This window comes from Bradyrhizobium sp. 482_C4_N1_8, from assembly GCF_052075965.1.
GTDB lineage: Bacteria > Pseudomonadota > Alphaproteobacteria > Rhizobiales > Xanthobacteraceae > Bradyrhizobium > Bradyrhizobium barranii.
Genome location: NZ_CP197231.1, coordinates 3650118 through 3670695, shown reverse-complemented (window position 1 = coordinate 3670695; position 20578 = coordinate 3650118). Strand labels below are relative to the sequence as shown.

General features: G+C 60.2%; 19 protein-coding genes. 5 read left to right on the top strand and 14 right to left on the bottom strand.

What is annotated here, in order from left to right:
• Positions 1-26: 26 nt before the first annotated feature.
• Positions 27-854 carry an oxidoreductase gene (locus AB7Z56_RS17260; RefSeq protein ID WP_354124108.1) on the bottom strand — a complete coding sequence of 276 codons (828 nt, stop codon included), beginning with the start codon at positions 852-854 and terminating at the stop codon, positions 27-29.
• A 214-nt stretch (positions 855-1068) separates the two neighbouring features.
• Here AB7Z56_RS17260 and AB7Z56_RS17255 point away from each other — a divergent pair, with 214 nt between their 5' ends.
• Positions 1069-1668 (top strand): TetR/AcrR family transcriptional regulator, encoded by a 600-nt coding sequence (locus tag AB7Z56_RS17255; RefSeq protein WP_354124107.1) that lies wholly within the window; start codon positions 1069-1071, stop codon positions 1666-1668.
• Positions 1669-1813: 145 nt separating this feature from the next.
• Here the strand turns inward: AB7Z56_RS17255 and AB7Z56_RS17250 are convergent, their stop codons facing one another.
• The 4 genes from AB7Z56_RS17250 to AB7Z56_RS17235 form a co-directional block, all read right to left on the bottom strand.
• Positions 1814-2635, bottom strand: coding sequence for an enoyl-CoA hydratase-related protein (locus AB7Z56_RS17250; protein ID WP_354124106.1), 822 nt, complete (start codon positions 2633-2635; stop codon positions 1814-1816).
• An 88-nt stretch (positions 2636-2723) separates the two neighbouring features.
• Positions 2724-3428: an SDR family NAD(P)-dependent oxidoreductase gene (locus tag AB7Z56_RS17245; RefSeq protein ID WP_354124105.1), complete on the bottom strand. Its 705-nt coding sequence runs from the start codon at positions 3426-3428 to the stop codon at positions 2724-2726.
• A gap of 17 nt (positions 3429-3445) precedes the next feature.
• Positions 3446-5767: a molybdopterin-dependent oxidoreductase gene (locus tag AB7Z56_RS17240; protein ID WP_354124104.1), complete on the bottom strand. Its 2322-nt coding sequence runs from the start codon at positions 5765-5767 to the stop codon at positions 3446-3448.
• Positions 5768-5786: 19 nt separating this feature from the next.
• Positions 5787-6407: a TetR/AcrR family transcriptional regulator gene (locus AB7Z56_RS17235; RefSeq protein ID WP_354124274.1), complete on the bottom strand. Its 621-nt coding sequence runs from the start codon at positions 6405-6407 to the stop codon at positions 5787-5789.
• Between the two features lie 171 nt (positions 6408-6578).
• On the opposite strand from AB7Z56_RS17235, the gene AB7Z56_RS17230 reads away from it, so the two are divergent.
• Both AB7Z56_RS17230 and AB7Z56_RS17225 read left to right on the top strand, forming a co-directional pair.
• Positions 6579-7778, top strand: a complete 1200-nt coding sequence (locus AB7Z56_RS17230) for an acetyl-CoA C-acyltransferase (protein ID WP_354124103.1) — start codon at positions 6579-6581, stop codon at positions 7776-7778.
• 88 nt (positions 7779-7866) lie between these two features.
• Positions 7867-9078, top strand: a complete 1212-nt coding sequence (locus AB7Z56_RS17225; protein WP_354124102.1) for a multidrug effflux MFS transporter — start codon at positions 7867-7869, stop codon at positions 9076-9078.
• Positions 9079-9097: 19 nt separating this feature from the next.
• Here the strand turns inward: AB7Z56_RS17225 and AB7Z56_RS17220 are convergent, their stop codons facing one another.
• The 7 genes from AB7Z56_RS17220 to AB7Z56_RS17190 form a co-directional block, all read right to left on the bottom strand.
• Entirely contained in the window at positions 9098-9751 is a 654-nt protein-coding gene (locus tag AB7Z56_RS17220) for a flavin reductase family protein (RefSeq protein WP_354124101.1), read from the bottom strand.
• A gap of 62 nt (positions 9752-9813) precedes the next feature.
• On the bottom strand, positions 9814-10827 hold the full coding sequence (locus AB7Z56_RS17215; protein ID WP_354124100.1) for an NAD(P)H-dependent flavin oxidoreductase: 1014 nt from the start codon (positions 10825-10827) through the stop codon (positions 9814-9816).
• A 45-nt stretch (positions 10828-10872) separates the two neighbouring features.
• The gene (locus tag AB7Z56_RS17210) at positions 10873-12060 is read right to left on the bottom strand and encodes an acetyl-CoA C-acyltransferase (RefSeq protein ID WP_354124099.1); all 1188 of its coding nucleotides are present in this window, start codon (positions 12058-12060) and stop codon (positions 10873-10875) included.
• A gap of 52 nt (positions 12061-12112) precedes the next feature.
• A complete protein-coding gene (locus AB7Z56_RS17205; protein WP_354124098.1) occupies positions 12113-13243 on the bottom strand; it encodes an acyl-CoA dehydrogenase family protein in 1131 nt (376 codons plus the stop codon).
• A gap of 21 nt (positions 13244-13264) precedes the next feature.
• The gene (locus AB7Z56_RS17200; RefSeq protein WP_354124097.1) at positions 13265-14446 is read right to left on the bottom strand and encodes an acyl-CoA dehydrogenase family protein; all 1182 of its coding nucleotides are present in this window, start codon (positions 14444-14446) and stop codon (positions 13265-13267) included.
• A gap of 15 nt (positions 14447-14461) precedes the next feature.
• Positions 14462-15199 (bottom strand): SDR family oxidoreductase, encoded by a 738-nt coding sequence (locus AB7Z56_RS17195; RefSeq protein ID WP_354124096.1) that lies wholly within the window; start codon positions 15197-15199, stop codon positions 14462-14464.
• Positions 15200-15218: 19 nt separating this feature from the next.
• Entirely contained in the window at positions 15219-16817 is a 1599-nt protein-coding gene (locus AB7Z56_RS17190; RefSeq protein ID WP_354124095.1) for a class I adenylate-forming enzyme family protein, read from the bottom strand.
• Positions 16818-17054: 237 nt separating this feature from the next.
• Here AB7Z56_RS17190 and AB7Z56_RS17185 point away from each other — a divergent pair, with 237 nt between their 5' ends.
• Positions 17055-17792, top strand: coding sequence for an SDR family NAD(P)-dependent oxidoreductase (locus AB7Z56_RS17185; RefSeq protein WP_354124094.1), 738 nt, complete (start codon positions 17055-17057; stop codon positions 17790-17792).
• Between the two features lies 1 nt (position 17793).
• The gene (locus AB7Z56_RS17180; RefSeq protein WP_354124093.1) at positions 17794-18471 is read left to right on the top strand and encodes a glutathione S-transferase family protein; all 678 of its coding nucleotides are present in this window, start codon (positions 17794-17796) and stop codon (positions 18469-18471) included.
• Between the two features lie 35 nt (positions 18472-18506).
• On the opposite strand, the gene AB7Z56_RS17175 is transcribed toward AB7Z56_RS17180, so the two are convergent.
• Positions 18507-19706, bottom strand: coding sequence for a CaiB/BaiF CoA transferase family protein (locus AB7Z56_RS17175; protein WP_354124092.1), 1200 nt, complete (start codon positions 19704-19706; stop codon positions 18507-18509).
• Positions 19707-19784: 78 nt separating this feature from the next.
• Positions 19785-20417 (bottom strand): 2-hydroxychromene-2-carboxylate isomerase, encoded by a 633-nt coding sequence (locus tag AB7Z56_RS17170; RefSeq protein ID WP_354124091.1) that lies wholly within the window; start codon positions 20415-20417, stop codon positions 19785-19787.
• Between the last annotated feature and the right edge of the window lie 161 nt (positions 20418-20578).

Here is a 20578-nt window from a genome sequence, read left to right as displayed (position 1 = left end):
CGCTCGCCACGAGACGCATGCGCCGACTACGCCAACCCGAATTGCGACCGCAGTATCTTGTCGAACAAAGCCCGTGGAACAAAACGCCGGGCGAATGCGACCTGCCGTGCGGCCTTACCCGACGGGTAGCGCAGGCGCGGGGTTTTATCGCGCGCCGCCTGTACGATGGTTTCGGCTACGCTTTCAGCAGTGTCCGCCACGGCCATCGCACGCTCATACGCCACGAGATACTTCGCGCGGCTCGCGTCGTAAGCGGCGAGTGGCGTATCGGACGGGACAGTGCTGGTTTCAAATGAAGTGCGCGTGGCAGCAGGCTCGATGACGACGACGCGCACGCCGAATTCACGCACTTCATGATCCAGCGATTCCGAATACCCCTCGATCGCGTGTTTGCTTGCCGAATAGTAGGCGCTGTATGGAGCCGGAATGAGGCCCAGCCCGGAGCCGACATTGAGGATCCGTCCGCCACCCTGCGCTCGCATGATCGGCAGCACGGCATTGGTCACCCGCACGACACCGTGGAAATTAGTCTCGAACAGCGAGCGGACTTGCGCGATCGAGCTTTCTTCCGCGGCGCCCGTCACTCCAACCCCGGCATTGTTGACCAGGAGGTCGATCTGCCCGAGCTCGGTATGTGCCCGAGCGACGGCGACTGCGACGGATTCATCTGAGGTTACATCGCACGGAATCATCCGGATGCCGTCGAGTACCGTGTCGGGATCGGCGCGCCGACTGGTTCCGATCACGCGGTAGCCGGCACTCGTCAGCGCAACAGCAGCTGCCTTGCCGATGCCGCTCGACGCGCCAGTAAGAAACGCGGTCTTTTGACGCTCCCGCGTCTTCAAGATAGGCATTATGATACCCCATCATTGCGAAACGATCGTTTTCCAACCAGGAGAGAACATCGTCTTTCGCCTCAGATTTTTGATGACGATCGTCATCATACATGATAGATGATGATCGTACTCAAAAAAGTCAAGCGCAATTTTTGCGAATCTGAGAACGCTCGGCCGTGGATAGGACCGTCAGACGCAGGAGCGGTGCTGCTACTAACGGAGTGAGAAAAACATGAGGGTGACGCGAGAAAAAGCGCTGGAGAACCGCGAGCAGACCGTCGGTACCGCAGCGCGCCTGCTGCGTAAGCATGGTTTCGACGGGATCGGCGTTGCCGACATCATGAAGGCAGCCGGACTGACCCATGGCGGCTTTTATCGCAACTTCGCTTCAAAGGATGAACTGGCGGTCAAGGCCAGTGAACATGCGATCGCGGATACGATGGCGCTGCTGAAGGATGGATTGGCCCAACAGCCTCCGGATCCGTTTCGTGCACTCATCGAACGCTACGTGTCATCCGCCCATCGCGACGATCCGGGTTCCGGCTGCATTCTCCCAGCGTTGGCCGCAGACGCGGCGCGGCGCGACGATCCTGCTCTCCGCGCCACCTTCACCACGGCGATTCAATTCTATCTCGACCAGATTGCGAAACTGTCGTCCGCGCCCCCAAGGGCCGGTGGCGGCAGACATCCCGCGGCCATTCTCTCGGAGATGGTAGGGGCGGTCATATTGTCTCGGGTGATTGCGGATGAGCCACTGGCGGAATCGCTGATTGCAGCCGTGGTGGCAGATATTGCCGGACCATCACCGGAGAACAAATCGACCGATGCATGATGCAACGCGGCAGCAGAGAGGCATTGGTGTCCTCACATCACAGGCGTATTGGATTGCCGCTCACGCCCGATTGGGACGCGCTCTGCCTGGAGTTCGCCGCTGTCCAGATCGGAGCGCTGCTCGGCAGACCTTCAGCCCATTCGTCTCACCTGTATCTTGGGACACGTTTCTCGATGAAGGCGCGCACGGCTTCGGTGTGCTGGGCGGTACTCGCCGCGAGGACCATCTTTTCAGCCTCGTGATCCAATGATGTCAAAAAGTCCGCGGACAGCGCTAGGTCGAGATTGTCCTTGATGGAAGCATAGGCGCTCGCCGGACCGTTGGCTAACGTCCTTGCGATCCCGAATGCTTCGTTTTGCAGTTCGGAATCAGGTACCACGCGATTTATAAGCCCCATTGTTTCGCAGCGGCGCGCATCAATCCGTTCGGACAGAAACATCAGTTCGCGGGCACGCGCCGTGCCGGCCAGTCGGGTCAACAGCCACGAAATGCCGTAATCACCGGTGAGCGCAATCCGGGCATAACCGGTCGTCATGATGGCGGATTCGGCTGCGATTCGCATATCGCAGGCGAGCGCGATAGCAAGCCCAGCACCGGCCGCCGGTCCCGGCAGGGCTGCGATGGTGGGTTTGCGTACCGAGACAAGCACACCGGTCAGCGTTCGCTGACGTTCCCTTAGTCGCGCAACCTTGTCGTTGAAAGACATGGCCGGTACGGCAGAGTTGGCGCCCATCCCCTTGACGTCACCTCCCGAACAGAAAGCGGTGCCGGCACCCGTAATCAGTAGCGCTCCGACGTCCGGATCGTCGCCATTGCGCTTGATCATCCGGCGTAACGCCGGCGTGAGATGATCGGACAGCGAATTTCGTACCTCCGGTCGGTTCAAGGTGATCACGGCCACGCGATCCCGAATCGCACACAGAAGTTCGTCCGTCCCTGTATCAATCGAGATTGACTCATCAGTCATGGTCTTGACCTCCCAAGTCCTGTCCCTGGAGAACTCTCTTCCACGCGCAAGCGCGCTATCTAACGACGACTATGTTTCCTACTAGACGTCACCAGTTTTCGCGGAAGGGCCGAAGTTCCGCGAGAAACGACCAGGCCGATCGGTCCTGACCGTAAAGATGAAACAGTTCTTCGGCGATCGCGGCAGGCTTGATGAAAAATTCATCTGGCTTGTCGCTCATCCGCGCGCGCATACGGGGGGTGTCGATCACAGCGTCGATGAGGACATAAGAGACGTGCACGCCGAGAGGTCCCACCTCGCGTGCGATTGATTCAGCCAAAATACGCTGCGCCGCCTTTGTCGGAGCGAAGCCGGCGAAATTGGCCTTGCCGCGGATCGAAGACGTGTTTCCGGTCACCAGGATTGCGCCCTTGCCTCGATCGATCATGTCAGAAGCTACTTCGCGTGCCAGGTACAACAAGCCCATTACGTTGACGTCGAAATTGCCCTTCAGCATCTTCGGATCGATCTCGCGAAAGCTCCCCCACCCCCCTCCTACCGCGTTGTGGATGAGAACTTCGACCGCGCCAAATCGGCGCTCTACGTCAGCGACCACCGTCCGCACCTGGCTTTCGTCTGAGACGTCGCAGGTCACCGCGTGCACGTCGGGAAGCTCTTGCGCAAGGCGATTGATGACCTCGGCTGAGCGAGCAAGCGCTATGATACGAAACCCGCCGGCAGAGAAGCACTTGACGATGGCAGCTCCAGTGCCCGGCCCTACCCCGGTCACGATCGCGATCGGTTTCACGGTCATTTGAAACTCCCTTCGAGCTATTGTCCGGCCACTCTCATATGAATTCGCTCGGACTGCGACTGATGGGCGGCGGCCTCATGCGCAGATATCAGGGCCAGACGAACCGCGACATTCTTGTGGTAAGGTGTTCCCGCAATAGGATCGCGGTTGCCGCTCTCGGTGAGCAGATTGATGCGCGGCCCGTTGATGAGGCGCTCTCCGTCCGGCGCTGGGTAGGCCTGACCGTAGCCGTGAGGCAGCGCCAACTGGCCGTTCCGCATAGCTTCATCGACTTTGCAGCGCACGACGAGCCGGCCGACCACCGACTCGACGGCAATCCAGTCACCATCCTTTGCGCCCAACTCGCCCAGATCGTTCGAATTGATCAACATGGCGCCGTCCGGATCGTCGCGACGCCACGCGGGATCGCGAAAGATCTGATTGGCATTGAACATGCGGCGGCCACCGGCCGCCAGCATGAACGGAAACTCCTTTGGAGCGCCCGCGGCTTGCGGATCGAGACGCGCCAGCCATTCCAGCATCTGCGGAACGGCGAGCCGAACCTTGCGATCCGAATGACCGATCAATGACCAGACCTCGTCATAGTCGTGGCGGGTAACCGCCGTGCCCTGCCGGGCGGCCACGATCGTATCGAACAGGAGGTCACCGAGTTGATGATCCGCCACCTCGTCCGATGCGCCGATCGCCCGCCGCACCGCTTGCGGTGCTCGTTTCGCGCAAGCCAGCGCCGCGCTCCACAACGGAGCCGCGGCCGCCGTGCCATCCGGAAGCGTCTGCCCCAGCGTGTGATAGAGCACAAGGGCAGCCACTGTCCGTGGATTTTCTGCGGTGAAGGCACGAAAGGCGGCGGCGAATTCAGGTCGCGAGCGCCGTGCCACCTCGCGCAGGGGTGCGAGCGCATTGTCACCTGGTAGAAGCTCCAGGGCGATTGCAAGCCGCGTGTAGATTTCAGGCTCCGGCAAGGTGCCGGCGAGCGGCGGCAATACGCCGGCACGCACGTGAAAGAAATTGGTCGGAAATTCGAAGTTGAACAGGGTGAATTCGGTCTTCTCGTATTGCGATGACGCCGGGAGAACGTAATGCGCCAGTTGTGCGGTTTCGGTCATCGCAACGTCGACCACCACGCATAGCTCGAGCGAGCGCAGCGCGCGTTCTACCGCCTCGGTGTTTGCCGCGGTGTTGGCGGGATTGGAACTGTCGATCCAGGCGCAGCGCAATCGGTCGGGATGGTCAATGAGCACTGCCTCGGGGAAAATGTTAGGAGGTAACAGGCCTCCAATTATCGCGTCGCCGGTTGGCGCGAACGTCTGGTTCGGGGAATTGCCCCATAATGGCTGAAGCCAGCTATGCAATTGGTTTGTACCTTTACGGCCGAAATTGCCGGAAAGCATGATCAAGAGCTTCTCGAGATAGGAGTTGAGCGTCGAGTTGATGCCTTGCTGGATGCCAAGCTCGACCCGAACCACCATGGCCTTCGCCGCGACGATCATCGCAGCGCAACGCTCGATATCCGCGACCGAGATATCTGCGGCGGCAGCCCATTCTTCAACCGGAACGTCCAACAGGGCCTGCCTCACTTCCGCGAATCCGATCGTGTGCTCCTCAATGAACGCATGGTCGACCCGGTCGGAACGGACAAGCGTGGCTAACAATGCGCCAAGGAGAAACGCGTCGGCACCGGGACGAACCGCGAGATGCAGATCCGCCATTTCGGCGGTTTCTGTTCGCCGTGGGTCAATGACGATCAGCTTGCGTTCGGGATCCTTGCGGATTTGATTGAGATGATCGCGCGCATTGGGAAAGCCATGCGCGATCCAGGGATTTGCGCCGATCACAAGCAGGAGATCGCAATGATGTACGTCTTCGGCAGTGTGGCATGTCTGGCTGCCGAACATATGGCCATTGACCCAGAAGTCGCCGGTCTTCTCCTGCGAGAGTGCGTTGAAGACGCTGCGCGACCCCAGCGCGCGCAATAATCCGCTGGCGTAGGCGCCGCCGGCGTGGTTGCCCTGCCCGCCACCGCCATAAAGGGCAATACTCTTGCCGCCATGCCTGTCGACGAGATCACGCAGCCGCTCGGCGATTTCTGCGATCGCCACGTCCCACTCGATTTCATCAAAGCCGCCGTCGGCGCGACGACGCAGCGGGGTCGTAAGCCGATCACTGTGATGCGCATAATATGGAATCCGGCTCGCCTTGTTGCACAGATAGCCCTGCGATTTCGGACTCGAACGGTCGCCCCGTACTTTCTCGAGGCGGCCGTCATTCACCCAGACTTCAATACCGCAATTTACGTAGCACAGGTTGCAGGCTGTCTTGAGCCACTTGCTGGCCGTCATGTTGACCTCCCTGGTATTGTTATTTGTCGCAGCGCATCGTCCTTGTCGCTCTACGCCGAGGCTTTTGAGTCCTGCCACCGGCAGTCATGCGTCCCGCGGCGAGAATGCCGTCGGAAAGCTTCCCAACACCAACGGCACGCGACAGCACGATCGATCCAACCAAGGTCGCGATAGCGCCGGTTGCGATTTGGCGGACCTCTCGAGGTGACTCATCGGGAAGCAGCTCGACAAAGACATCGATCATCTTCTCCAGCTTGGAGGCCAGGGCCTGCTGCTCGCTCGAGCCCGATCGAGCAACATCGACAGCCAGGGTTGGAAGGGCGCAACCATGTTTGGGATTGTCTCGATGCCGGGGACTAAGATAGTCGGCGATCAACGTCTCGAAGCGTTCACCATTGGCCTTGTCGTCGGTCAGCTTTTTCCAACGCTCGGTGGTTTGGTCCATTGCAAAGGCGATTGCCTCGCCAACAAGCGCTTCACGTGAATCGAAATGGTTATAGAAGCCGCCATGTGTCAGGCCCGCGAGCTTCATCAAGTCGATAACACTAAGCCCTTTGGCGCCCTTCTGGCGCAAGCCGTATGAGGCATTTTCGACTATCCGACGGTGCGTCCGACGCCTGTGGTTTTCTCCGTAGCGCATCGCCACCCCGTGCAAGCTCCAAAGGTGATCAGCTGTACAAGCCGTTCTTATCCTTCCGAAGCAATTTTGGAACCGTGCTTCCTTGAAGGACACGGCAACATTTCATTGCAATGCCGGCTATCTTATATGACTATCGTCATATAACAACAGCGTTCAACAGGAGAATTCGCCATGGCCAGCGCTTCCGATCCCGTCGTCATACTTTCCGCCGCCCGCACCCCACTCGGCCGCTTCATGGGCGAGTTGTCGCCTCTCAGCGCCCACAAGCTCGGTTCCCACGTGATCGGCGCCGCGCTGGAGCGGGCGAAGTTGGCTCCCGAAAAGATCGACGAGGTGTTCATGGGTAACGTGCTGCCGGCCGGACAGGGTCAGGCGCCGGCCCGACAGGCTGCCCGCGGCGCCAAATTGCCCGACGCTACCGGCGCCACGACCATCAACAAGGTTTGCGGCTCCGGCATGAAGGCCACGATGCTCGCCCACGACATCATCAACGCAGGTTCCGCCGAAATCGTGCTGTCCGGCGGCATGGAGAGCATGAGCAATGCGCCCTATCTGTTGGCCAAGGCGCGGGGCGGTTACCGCGCGGGCCATGACCGCATCATCGATCACATGATGATGGACGGGCTGGAGGACGCCTATGAGACTGGTCGCTCGATGGGCGATTTCGGAGAGGCCACCGCGGAAGCCTATCAATTCACGCGCAAGGATCAGGACGCCTACGCGATAGAGACGCTGACCCGCGCGCGCAAGGCGGTCGAAGGCGGCGCATTCAAGGCCGAGATTGCGCCGATCACGCTGACCGAAAAGGCCGGGCCGCGGATCATCGCCAATGACGAGCACCCGCTGAAAGTGGACCCCGCCAAGATTCCCGGATTGAAAGCAGCCTTCCGCGCCAACGGCACCATTACGCCGGCCGCCTCCTCCGCCAATGCCGACGGCGCGGCGGCTCTCATCCTCGCAAAACGCTCCCTCGCTGATCGCGATGGCCTGCCCGTACTGGCCGAGATCAAGGGTCACGCCACTCATAGCCAGGAACCGCAATGGTTCACCACGGCACCGATCCCAGCCATTCGCAAGCTGCTGGACAAGATCGGCTGGAGCGTCGGCGACGTCGATCTGTTCGAAATCAACGAGGCCTTTGCCGTGGTAGCGATGGCAGCGCAGAAGGATCTCGGCATCCCCCGCGAGAAGCTGAACGTCAATGGCGGCGCTTGTGCGCTCGGGCATCCCATCGGCGCTACCGGCGCGCGCCTGATCGTGACGTTGTTGCATGCGCTGGAGGCACAAAACCTCAAGCGGGGTGTTGCAGCACTCTGCATCGGTGGCGGTGAAGCTACCGCCATCGCGATCGAGCGCGTCGTCCGCCGATAGTACGGACGACACCCGAAAGGGATCAGAGAGCGAGGCAAGCCGCGCCGCTCTCTTCTCGTGGCCTGCCTATCCCGGTTCGAAAGTTCCCATGACTGACCAGTGCGAAGCAATCCAGACCGCGCCGCCGAGGGTTCATACCTCCGGCGCCCTGCCAATCGCGATTCTCTCCATCCTGGCCGCCATGGGAACGCTCGCGACCAACATCTTGCTGCCGTCGCTCCCACAAATTGCGATCTCATTGAATGTCACGAGCGCGGCCGTCACATCCGCCATCACCGTCTTTCTTGCGGTGTTCGGGTTGGGACAGCTCGTGGTCGGCCCGCTTTCCGATCGCTATGGAAGACGCTGGCCAGTCCTGATCGGATTTGCCGTGTTCTTCGGCGGCAGCGTCTGGTGCGGTTTGGCAAACGACCTGCCGAATCTCTTGGTTGGCCGCGCAGTTCAGGCTGCGGGCGCATGCGCCACATCAGTTCTGTCCCGTGCCATCGCCCGGGACATGTTCAGCGGGGCAGCATTGGCACGCGCATTGGCGCTGATCATGATCGCAATGTCCGCAGCCCCTGGATTCTCGCCTCTGCTTGGCGGCGCGCTCGATCACAGCTTTGGCTGGCGCTCCGAATTCGCTCTCGTCGCGGCCTTTGCCGCTGTTGGCGCCGTTGCCTACGGCATCGTCCTCGGCGAAACCCATCATTCGACCCGCACTCCGCTCAATCCGATCGCTATCGTCAGGAGCTATGCTGGCCTTTTCGGCGATCGTCGTTTCGCAATTCCGGCCGCGACCTCGAGCCTGATCATAGGCGGTCTGTTCTCGATGTTTTCGGCTGCACCGCGCCTATTCATCGAGGCGCTGCACTTCACGCCGATCCAGCTCGGCCTTTTCTTCGCCGGCACCGTCTTTATCGTGTTCGCCGCCGGTATGCTGGCGACACGATTGGCGTCACGCTACGGGCTCGACGGCCCGATCAGGGCTGGATTGTGGGCGACGACCGCCAGCAGCATTGCGGTCCTGCTCGTCTCGATGATCAGTCCGACTTTCCTGCCTTTTCTGGGCGCGATGAGCGTATTTCTCCTCGGCATGGGAATCGTCAGTCCACTGGCTACCGCACGGGCACTCTCTCCATTCGGGGAGAAAGCCGGCGCGGCCTCGGCCCTGCTGGGCTTCTGGCAGATGATGAATGCGGCAATCGGCGTATGGCTTGCTGCCACGGTATCGCATGAAGCGATGTTCGCGCTAGGCGTGGTGTTGAGCGTGTTTTCACTGCTGGCGCTTTGCTTGTACACGTGGCGCCCGGGATCCTGATTAGCTTCCTCCCACAGAATCAGGTGCCGTGGAATTCCGGTTTGCTGCTGCCAGACGGGCGCTTCATCTCGAACATGTTTTCAGTCCGGACCTCGAGGTAGTCTCCACCACGACCGGCGCGCAGTATGGGACGTGCAAGTGCAGTGTTGTAGACACCGTCCTCGATCAACGACTTGTCGATGTATACTGCGACGACCTCGCCGAGTACGAACCATCCTTCGACCTTCTCACCACGCGCATTCGCCAGCTGCGAGACCTCGACGACCTTGCATTCCATTGCGGCCCTGCTCTCACCCACCCGCGGCACAGCGACGTGGCGCCCGGGTATTGGCGTCAGCCCTGCTGCTTCAAACTCGCTCACGCCGTGATCGAGAGGCGTCGCCGTCACGTTCATGCGCTCGCCCAAATCCATCGTGACCAGATTCCAGACGAATTCGCGGGTCTCGCTGACGTTCTTGACGGTGTCCTTCCACGAAATTGAGGAGAACCCGATGATCGGAGGGTCGTAGAGGAACGCGTTGAAGAAGCTGTAAGGAGCGAGATTCAGTTGACCAGCCGCATTCCGCGACGAAATCCAGCCAATCGGACGCGGCGCGACAATCGCATTGAATGGATTATGTCGGAGTCCGTGGCCCTTCGAAGGCTCATAGTAGTGGAAATCGGCCCGATCCATAAATCTCTCCAGGGCTGCCGAAGGCCATCCATCGTTGGCCGGCTGGGCTTCACGGAAAGCGCCTACGCAATTGCTCGAACGACAGTCGGCCTTTGCTCGGCACCATCGAGGAAACCAGTCAAACGCTCACGGATGATTCGTTCGGCGTCCGCCATGATGCGATCGATCAGTTCCTTCACCGTCGGGATGTCATGAATGAGGCCCGCGACCATACCGCAACTCCAGGCTCCAGCGTCCATGTCGCCGTCGATCATCACCTTGGGATAGACACCCGCCACCTGATCGTGAATATCCTCGATCTTGAGTTGCTTTCCCTTCTCGCGTTCGATCTCGAGCAATTGCTGGACGCCCTTGTTGTTCAATACACGTTCGGTATTCCGGAGCCCGCGCATGACCAGACGGGTGTCGAGCTCTGACGCATTGACCAGCGCATTCTTGACGTTCTGGTGCACGGGCGCTTCCTTGGTCGCAATAAAGCGCGTTCCGATATTCATCCCGGCGGCCCCCATCGCAAGAGCCGCGACCAGGCTGCGTGCATCCGCCATGCCGCCTGACGCCACGAACGGTATCTTCAACTCCTCAGCCGCGCGCGGCAACAGGATCATGTTGGGCATGTCGTCCTCGCCGGGATGCCCGCCGCATTCGAAACCGTCGACACTGACGGCGTCGCAGCCGATCTGCTCAGCCTTCAACGAGTGTCTGACGGACGTGCATTTGTGAATCACCTTGATCCCTGCTGCCTTCAAGGCCGACATGTATTGCTCGGGGCTGCGACCGGCTGTCTCAACCACCTTGATCCCACCTTCCCTGATGGCTGCGATGTATTCCGGATAGGGCGGCGCGCTGAAGGTCGGCAGGAACGTCAGGTTCACGCCGAACGGCTTGTCCGTCATGTCCCGGCAACGCGCGATTTCCTTGGCGAGCAGTTCCGGCGTCCTCTGCGTTAGGCCTGTGATGATACCAAGCCCGCCGGCGTTCGACACTGCGGCCGCGAGTTCGGCGAACCCCACATAGTGCATTCCGCCCTGGATGATCGGATGTTCGATACCGAACATCTCAGTAATTGCTGTCTTCACAAATGCCTCCGATGTGGTTCCATAGATGTCTCGGCTCGTTGTTTGTCAGTGCACAATTTCGAGAAGTCCTGCAGCGCCCATGCCGCCGCCCACGCACATGGTGACAACCGCGTATTTCGCCTTGCGCCGGCGTCCCTCGATCAAGGCGTGGCCGGTCAGCCGCGCTCCCGTCATGCCGTAGGGATGACCGACCGCGATCGAGCCACCATTGACGTTGAGCTTTTCCGGGTCGATCCCGAGCTTGTCGCGGCAATAAATGACTTGCACGGCGAATGCCTCGTTCAATTCCCAGAGATCGATATCGTCAACCGTAAGTCCATGGCGCTTGAGTAGCCGGGGCACGGCGTAGACCGGCCCTACTCCCATCTCGTCCGGCTCGCAGCCGGCCGCAACAAAGCCGCGGAAAATGCCGAGCGGTTGTAGTCTCTTCTGTGCCGCCAGCTTGTCGCTCATGATGACGGCGGCACTTGCACCGTCGGAGAGCTGGCTCGCATTGCCGCCAGTGATGGTGAAGCCCGGCCCCTTGGCCGGCTTGACGCCTGCGAGACCCTCAGCGGTGGTATCGGGACGCGGGCCCTCGTCTGCCGACAGGGTCACGTCCCGATATGACACGGCACCAGTCACCTTGTCGGTGACTGCCATCGCGGTCTTGATCGGCGCGAGCTCGTCGTTGAAGCGGCCCGCCTGCTGCGCAGATGCCGTCCGACGCTGGCTTTCAAGGCTGTACTCGTCCTGGCGCTCGCGTGAGATGTTGTAGCGCTTGGCCACGATCTCGGCCGTATCCAGCATCGCCATGTAAGCGTCTCCCTTCATAGCGAGCAGCTTTGGATCGACGGCATGAAACATGTTCATTTGATTGTTCTGGACCAGGCTGATGGACTCGCCGCCGCCTCCAATAGCCACCGGCACGCCATCGAAAATCACGGAACGCGCAGCCAGCGCAATCGCCTGAAGGCCGGACGCACATTGGCGATCAATTGTCGTTCCGGCCACGCTCACGGGAAGTCCGGCGCGTAGGAGCGCTTTCCGTGCGATATTGGTGCCCGTGGTGCCCTGTTGCATGGCGCAACCCATCACGACATCCTCGACTTCGGCACCATCAATCTTGGCGCGTGACAACGCCGACGAGATCGCATGCCCCAATAGGGTGGCGCCCTCGGTATGGTTGAGCGCGCCTTTATATGCCTTGCCGATCGGGGTGCGGGCGGTCGAGACGATCACAGCTTCAGTCATTATTTCACCTTCGGTTGAGTACGACAGTCGGATTACCGCCTCGGACGCACGTTCAGCTTTGCTGCGCGTACCGCATCAGATGATAGGCAGGATCACCGAACTGGATGTTGATGGAGCTTATTCGCTTGAAGTAGTGGCCGACGTTCAATTCGTCGCTCATACCCATACCTCCGTGCAGCTGCACGGCCTGCTCTGCGACGAAGCGCGCGGCGTAGCCGACCTTCGACTTCGCGCCAGACGCCAGTTTCGATCCGTTGGGCTCGCGGGTTGCCAGGCTGAGGTTCAAATGCTGCGTGAGCGAGATCGACTCTTCGAGCGCGATGAACATGTCGACCATGCGGTGCTGCAACACCTGAAACGTCCCGAGGGCAACCCCGAACTGCTTGCGCGCCTTGCTGTATTCAAGCGTCGCAGAATTCAGCACCGACATCGCGCCGACCGCTTCCGCGCAGAGCGCAGCGATAGCACGGTCCCGGCACGCTTCGAGCACCGCGACGCCTTCACCCTCGGCGCCAAGCAGCTGGCCGGCCGGCACTTGAACATCCATCAGCGTGAGTTCGGCAGCGCGCCGACCATCGATCGTCTTGAAGCTCTGCAAATGAAGATTGGGCGAGTGGCAATCGACGACGAACAGGCTTACGCCGGCCCGGTCGCGCGGCCCACCGGACGTACGCGCCGAGACGATCAACTTGTCGGCCCACGGCGCACCAATCACCGCCGCCTTGGTTCCGCTCAAGACAAAACTGTCCCCCTGGCGTCGCGCCGTCGTCGCGACGTTGTTGAAATCGTAGCGAGATCGCCCTTCCGCCCAAGCCAGCGTCCATATGGCGCTGCCATCCATGATCTTCGGCAGGAACGCCTCGCGCTGTTCGGGGGAGCCAGCGTCTTCAATCAAGCTGCCTGCGAGAACGACGGTTTCGAAGAACGGTTCAACGACCAAGTTGCGGCCGAATTCCTGCATCACGATCATCGTCGCAAGTGATCCGCCACCAAGACCACCAGAGCTTTCCTGAAACGGTGCCGCGCACAACCCAAGCTCGGCAAAGGCACTCCAGTGCTTTCGGCTCCAGCCTTCCTCCGTCGCAACAATCTTTCGACGCTCGTCGAAATCGTACTGGTCGCGCAGGAAGCGCTGAATGCTGGAACGAAGCAATTCCTGCTCTTCCGTCAACTGGATATCCATCCGATGCCTCGTGCGATGTGGTCAGAGACCAAGGACTGCTTTCGCGATGATGTTTCGCTGGATTTCATTCGAGCCCCCGTAAATGCTGAGTTTGCGGGAGTTCAGATATTTCTCCGTCGCGGTGTGTCCATAGTCCGGTCCCGGCATGAAGCGGTTCGCGGTTACCGGGTGCTCGCGTATGGCCAGACCGTAGTTACCGATCGCCTGATGTGTCAGGTCGGTGATGCGCTGGAATATCTCGGTGCCCCTGATCTTGAACAACGATGCGGCCGGTCCCGGGTCGATGCCGCGCGACATCTGAGCAACGATGCGCAGTTCGGTTGCCTCCAGCGCAAGCACGTCGAGCTCGACGCGCGCGATCTCCCTGATGAACTCGCCGAAAGTCGGGTCGTCCTCGCCGATTTCGGTCCTGACGATTTGCTTGAGACGCGCGAGATAACGTGTCGACCGGCCGATCCCGGCCATGCTCGTACGCTCGTTGCCGAGCAGAAATTTCGCGTAGGTCCAGCCCTTGTTTTCCTCGCCAATCAGATTCTCGGCGGGGACGCGCACGTCCTCGAGGAAGACGTCGTTTACCTCGTGCGATCCGTCGATGGTGATGATGGGCCGCACCGTGACGCCGGGCGATCTCATGTCGATCAGCAGGAAGGAGATGCCGGCCTGAGCCTTGGCCGAAGGGTCGGTCCGCACCAGGCAGAAGATCCAGTCGGCATGCTGGGCCAGGGTCGTCCAGGTCTTGTGGCCGTTGACGACGTAGTGATCGCCATCGCGCACCGCCTTGGTCCGAACGGAAGCAAGGTCGGAGCCGGAGCCCGGCTCCGAATAGCCCTGGCACCACCAGTCCTCGCCGGACAGAATTCGCGAGAGATACTTCTTTTTCTGCGCGTCGTTGCCGAAGGTGTAGATGACCGGCCCGACCATCGTGACGCTGAACGCAAGCGGCGGCAGCGTGCCGGCGCGTGACGTTTCCTGTTCGAAGATGAATCGCCGTGTGACCGACCAGCCGGGGCCGCCATATTCCTTGGGCCAGAGCGGAGCAATCCAACCCTTCTTGTGCAGGATACGGTGCCAGAGCATCGACTGCTCCTTGGTCAAATCGGTCTCGGGGTTTGGAACGCGCATTTCCTGCGGATAATTCTCCGCTATGAAAGCACGCACCTCGTCACGGAACGCGGCGTCTTCGCTGGAAAGCTTGAGCTCCATCGTGAGAGGCTCCCGCTACCACTTCTCGCCGAAGGGACGGATCTCCAGCTCAAAGGTCCAGGCGCTTTTGGGCTGCTGATAGAGCAACCAATAGGATTCCGCGACTGAGGACGGCGGCATCAAGAGATCGGGATCATCCAGCGCATTGGGACCAAGCGCCTCGATCCGCCGCTGACGCACCCATTCCGTATCGACGCCGGAATCGATGATGAGATGGGCCACGTGAATGTTCTTTGGACCCAATTCGCGCGCGGTCGCCTGGGCAACGGCCCGCAGGCCGAACTTGGCGCTGGCGAAGGCCGCATATCCGGAGCCCCCACGGAGGCTCGCTGTTGCACCGGTGAAGAAGATATTGCCCTGGCCGCGGGGCAGCATCAGTCGGGCCGCCTCGCGACCGGCGAGGAAGCCGGAATAGCAGGCCATTTCCCAGACCTTCCGGAACACGCGTTCCGTCGTATCCAAAATCGGGAAGTTGACGTTGGCGCCGATATTGAAGATGCAGACCTCAAGCGGCGCGTGCTTGTCCGCATCGCCAAGGAAGGAGATGATCTCCTCCTCCTTGCGTGCATCGAGCGAACGCGCGTGAATCTCTCCTCCAGCTGTCTCGATCTCCTTGACCAGCGGCTCAAGCTTGGCGCCATTGCGACGACCGGCAAACACCGTGAAGCCCTCCGAGGCGAACTTCTTGGCGATCTCGCCACCGATGTAGTCTCCGGCCCCGATCACGGCCACGGTTGCGTTTCTCTTTTGCAAGGGTGTTCTCCCGGTGAAATTAGATATGTTGCCTGCGGAATTCGGGCGTCTGCGCCGAAGGGCTTTCGCCACCTTCGCCGCGCAAGGACTCCGCGAGCTTGTGCTTGAGTATCTTGCCGGTCGAAGTCGCCGGCAAGGCGTCGAGGATGACGATTTCGGACGGCCGCTTGTATGAAGTGAGCTGAGATCGGATGAAACTCATCAGATCTTCGGGCGTCGTGCGAGATCCCGGCAGCAATTGTACAAAGGCGACGATCTCCTCATTGCCGTCTGCGGCACGACCAACCACGGCAGATTGCACGACGTCCTTGTGCGAACTGACGACCGCTTCGACCTCGGCGGGATAGACATTGAAGCCCGAACGGATGATCATTTCCTTGGTGCGGCCGACAATGTACAGGCAATCGCCGTCGAAGCGCGCCAGATCGCCGGTATTGAACCAGCCCATGCTGTCGATCACCTTGGCGGTAAGCTCGGGGGCGCGATAGTAGCCGAGCATCACGTTGCGTCCACGGACATGCAGCTCCCCGACCTCCCCTCTTGCCGTCGGACTACCGTCGAGCGTTCTGACCCGCGCCTCCACTCCCGGCAGCAGTGTGCCGACCGCGTGATCCGAGCGCGGTGCATCGAAGCGCACGCCCGATATTCCCGGTGAGCATTCGGTGATCCCGTAACCGTTAAGCAGCGGAAGGCCGAGTTCCTCTTCCACACGCAACTTGAGATTCAAATCGAGGGGCGCGCCGGCGACGGCGATCAAGCGTAACGAGCCTCGGGCGAGCCGCTCTCCACCCGATACGCTCTTGTATTCCAGCAAGCGTTGATAGGTGGCTGGCACGCCGTTGAGGATGGTGACACCCTCCTCCGCGATCGCCTTGGCGGTCGTGGCAGGATCGTATTTGCTGACCATCCGCACCGTGCCGCCGACCATCAATGTCATGATCAGGAGCGAGATGCCGACGATATGGGAGATCGGCAATACCAGATAGATCTTGTCGTCTTCATTCATCCTGCGGAAATACGCGGTGGTCTTTGCGCTGATCAACAGGCTGTCATGCGAGAGCATCACGCCCTTTGGGGTCCCCGTTGTCCCCGAGGTGTAAATCAGTACCGCGACTTGCTTTGCGGGATCGGCCTCCACCGGCTCGACGGCTGCGCTTTCGTTGAGCGGACCAACGCCGGTCACCAGCAGCGCCCCTATTTGCCGGTGCTCGGCGCCATAGCGCGACGCGTGGGCCGCGGCCTCCTTCGAAATACTTGACGTGAAGAACATCCGACGGGCGCCACTATGGTCACGGATCTGGTCCAGTTCGCGTGCAGACAATCGCGGGTTTGCGACGATCGCCCAGGCGTCGAGCCGGCTCGTCGCCAGCAGCAAGGCAGCGAGCGCAATGCAGTTTTCACTGACAATGATCATCCGGTCGCCCGGCCTGATCCCCAGCGATGAGAGGACGACGGCGATCTCGCTGACGCGCTGATCCAGATCGCGGTAGCTCCAGGAAGCCCCATCTTCGACCAACGCAATCCGGTCGGGGGCCTTTGCTAGTGTTACTTCATGGATGCGGTTCGGCAAGCCGACGGCAATCTCGTCGAGATTGGTCGCCTCTGATAGCTCCGCCACGACTGACCTCCCGACTGATGCATGCCTACTTTTGCAACGCGGCATATTCGATCCAGACATAACGTTCTTTTTTAGAACTCGTCAATCGCTAATTCATCGTTCCCGTTTCGCGAGGCCAAATCTGGCAACAAATCTCCCCTATTTCTTCACCGCTCGACGTCGAAAACGATCGTTTACAACGCTTCGCTCAGCCGCTACTATTAAAGTATCAAATAAGAACTTATAGGGAGAACCAGAATGAGCCGCGGCGTAGCGATACTTGTGGGTGCGGGCGACGCCATCGGAGCGGCCGTCGCGCGGCGTTTTGCCAGGGGCGGCTATACGGTTTGCATCTGCAGGCGTGATGCGTCCAAGTCCCAGGGGCTTGTGGGCGAACTGAGGACTGAGGGACATAACATACACGCGTTCAGCGTCGATGCCCGCCAGGAAGCGGAGGTCCAAGGCATATTCGGCCGGATCGAGAAAGAGCTCGGACCCATTGAGGTCTGCCTCTACAATGCCGGTTCGAACGTCAACAAGCCTCTGCTGGAGACCACGGAGAAGCTGTTCTTCAAGGCCTGGGAACTGGCCTGCTACGGCGGCTTCCTGGTCGGACGAGAGGCTGCGCGCGTCATGCTTCCGCGCGGACATGGCACCATCTTCTTTACGGGCGCGACGGCCAGTGTGCGCGGCGGCCAGGGGTTTGCTGCATTTTCATCTGCGAAGTTCGGCCTTCGCGCGGTGGCTCAGGCGATGGCGCGCGAGCTGGGGCCGAAGAATATTCATGTCGTGCATCTGTTGATCGATGCGGGCGTGGATAGCGAAGCCATCCATCAGCGCATGAAGGCGGCGAAGGGGATCGAGGCAAGCGAAATCCCCGCAGATAGCCTGACCAAGACCTCTTCCATTGCCGACGCATATTGGTTCACCCACGAGCAAACTAGGGATGGCTGGACCCACGAGCTCGATCTCCGCCCCTCCGTGGAGAAGTGGTAACATGAGCGCGACACCAAACCTGACCCTGTGGGGCGTCGGGACAAGCCGCACCATTCGCCCGCACTGGGCCATGCACGAACTGGGCTTGGTCTACGAGACAAAGCCGATCGGACCGCGAACGGGTGAGACCAAGACCGCTGAATATACCAAACTCAATCCGCGCCAGAAAATTCCGCTGCTTCAGGACGGCGACTTCTCTATCGGCGAAAGCGCCGCGATCGTGGCTTACCTTTCGCGAATGTATTCCACGACGGAACGCTCGCTGATTCCGGAGGCCACCCGCGAGTATGCAGCGTGGCTGGAGTGGTGCTTCTTTATCGTCGCAGAGCTGGATTCAACCAGCCTATACGTGATGCGCCGCCATCGGGCCGACGCACTCGGTCCGATCTACGGGATTGCGCCCGAGGTCGTTACCCAGGCCGGTGCCTATTTCCGTCAGCAGTTGCACCATGTCGAAGTCGCGCTCGCAGACGGCCGGCAATTCCTGATGGGCGACCGGTTCACCAGCGCTGACATCCTGCTGACGACTTGCCTCGAGTGGGCCATCGCCTATGGCGTCGGCATTTGCGACAACGCGCAGCCCTACCTCGAACGCATCAAAAAACGGGATACCTATCAACGAGCGGTCGCAGCGAACGTCCCGCTGGCACCGATCACGCCGCTGCCGGCGAAAGTCTAGAAAGTGTCCGCCACTGGCGCGAGAAGACTTCGGCACTAGACCGCCACACGCACGCTACGCTCCGCGACCATCTTGTCGATAGCGCTATCGTCGTAACCCAATTCCCGCAACACCTCGCGCGAGTGCTCGCCCACCCGGGGAGCAGGCCCGCCGATCGCTGCCTCATTGATTTCAAAGCGGGCCGCAGGCTTCGGTTGCCGCACTCGCCCGACCTTCGGTTGATCGAACTCAGCGATGATATCGCGCGCGATCACCTGCTCATTGTGGATGATTTCACCCCGGCGCAGGATCGGCGCACACGGCACGTCAGCGGCGTCCAGGCGCTCCAGCCATTCGGCAGTGGTATGCTGGCCGATATACTCCGCCATCTTGTTGATGCGGGCCGTGGCGTTGATCGAGCGCGCCGATGGCGTCGCAAATCGAGGGTCCTTGACGAGCTCGGGATCTCCGGAGGCCCGGCAAAACCCCTGCCATTCGGAATCCGAGATGGTACCGGCCGTGATGTAGCCGTCGCTGGTCTTGAACACGAGATCGGGCCGATCGTTAGGATCGGCGGCGGTGGTCTCGGCTCCAACCACGGTGTACTGCATCATACCTTCCGGCCACAGGTACGAGATCATAGCATCCAGCATCGCGACCTGAATATGATCGCCCTGCCCTGTTTTCTCGCGGGCATAGAGCGCCGCCGCCACCGCCTGCGCGGTGAACACCGCCGTGGTCTTGTCACACACGATGGTCCGGATCATCTGCGGACGATTCGTTATTGGTTGCGACTGGATATCGGCAAAGCCCGACAGCCCTTGAATGATCGGGTCATAGACGCGCTTCTTCACATACGGTCCGGTGTCGCCGACACCGCTGATCGAGACATAGATCAAGCGCGAATGGCGTCGGCGCAACTCATCGACGCCGAGACCGAGGCGTTCCATTGTGCCGGGCCGAAAATTCTGCACCAGCACATCCGCCTGCGCAACCAGCCTGGCAAGAACCTCACGGCCGACTGCGCTTTTGACGTCGATCGACAATGAGCGCTTGCCGCGATTCGAAGAGATAAAGAGCGCCGAGAACTCGCCATCCTTGTCGATGGTGGCACGGCTGCGGCGGGTAATGTCGCCGCCGATCGGCTCAATCTTCAGAACGTCAGCACCTTGATCGGCCAGAAACATGGTCGCGAAAGGCCCCGATACCACCCCCGTCAAATCGAGGACACGAACGCCGCTGAGCGGGCCAGGCATGGGGATTCTCCCTGAGTTTACTTTTGGTTTGGGTCCGGGAGTCTGGCTCTCGCCACTAAACCCGTACAGTCGCCGCCGTTAGGCTGTCTTGGGAACAGATTGTCTGGTCTGCTCGACAATCGATGCCTCGACGTCGCGGAGTTGGTCCTTACCGAAAAACATTTCCTTTCCAACGAAGAATGTCGGAGAGCCGAATGCTCCGCGGTTGACCGCTTCGGTGGTCCGATCGATCAACTCCTTCTTGACGTCATCCTGCTGTGCACGCGCAATCAACCTGTCGATATCGATGCCTGAGGAGATGAATGCGCTCCGGAAGGTTTCGAGGTCATCCATCTTCTTCGGCTCTTCCCACATATGATGATAGGCGGCACGGAAATAGGATTCGAACATGCCTTCGAACTGGGCCGCGACGGCGCCCCGCATCAACATCAGCGTATTGACCGGAAAGAAGGGATTCTGCTGAAATTTCGTCGCGCCATGGCGCCGAATGAAACGCTGGGTCTCCAGCGCCTGATATTCCGGCTTGTTCTTGATTCCGCGAAGCGAGTCGAACGGGGACATGTTGCCCGTCGCCTTGAAGATGCCGCCGAGCAGAACCGGGACATAATCGAATTTCACGCCGGTGCGCCGTTCGATTCCCGGAAGAACCAGTTCCGCCAGGTAGGCGTTCGGGCTGCCAAAATCGAACAGGAACTCAGCTTTCAGGGACATGTCAGCTCCTCCCGCAGAGCGAAGTGAATCACCGGACTTGGTGGCTTATAGCCAGACCCAGGCTACTTTTCGTTCATACAGTTCTAAAATTGAACTGTCAAATGTATGCTGAATTCTGCTGATTTTAACTGACCGACGGGGTATTGTTTGAAATTAAGTAC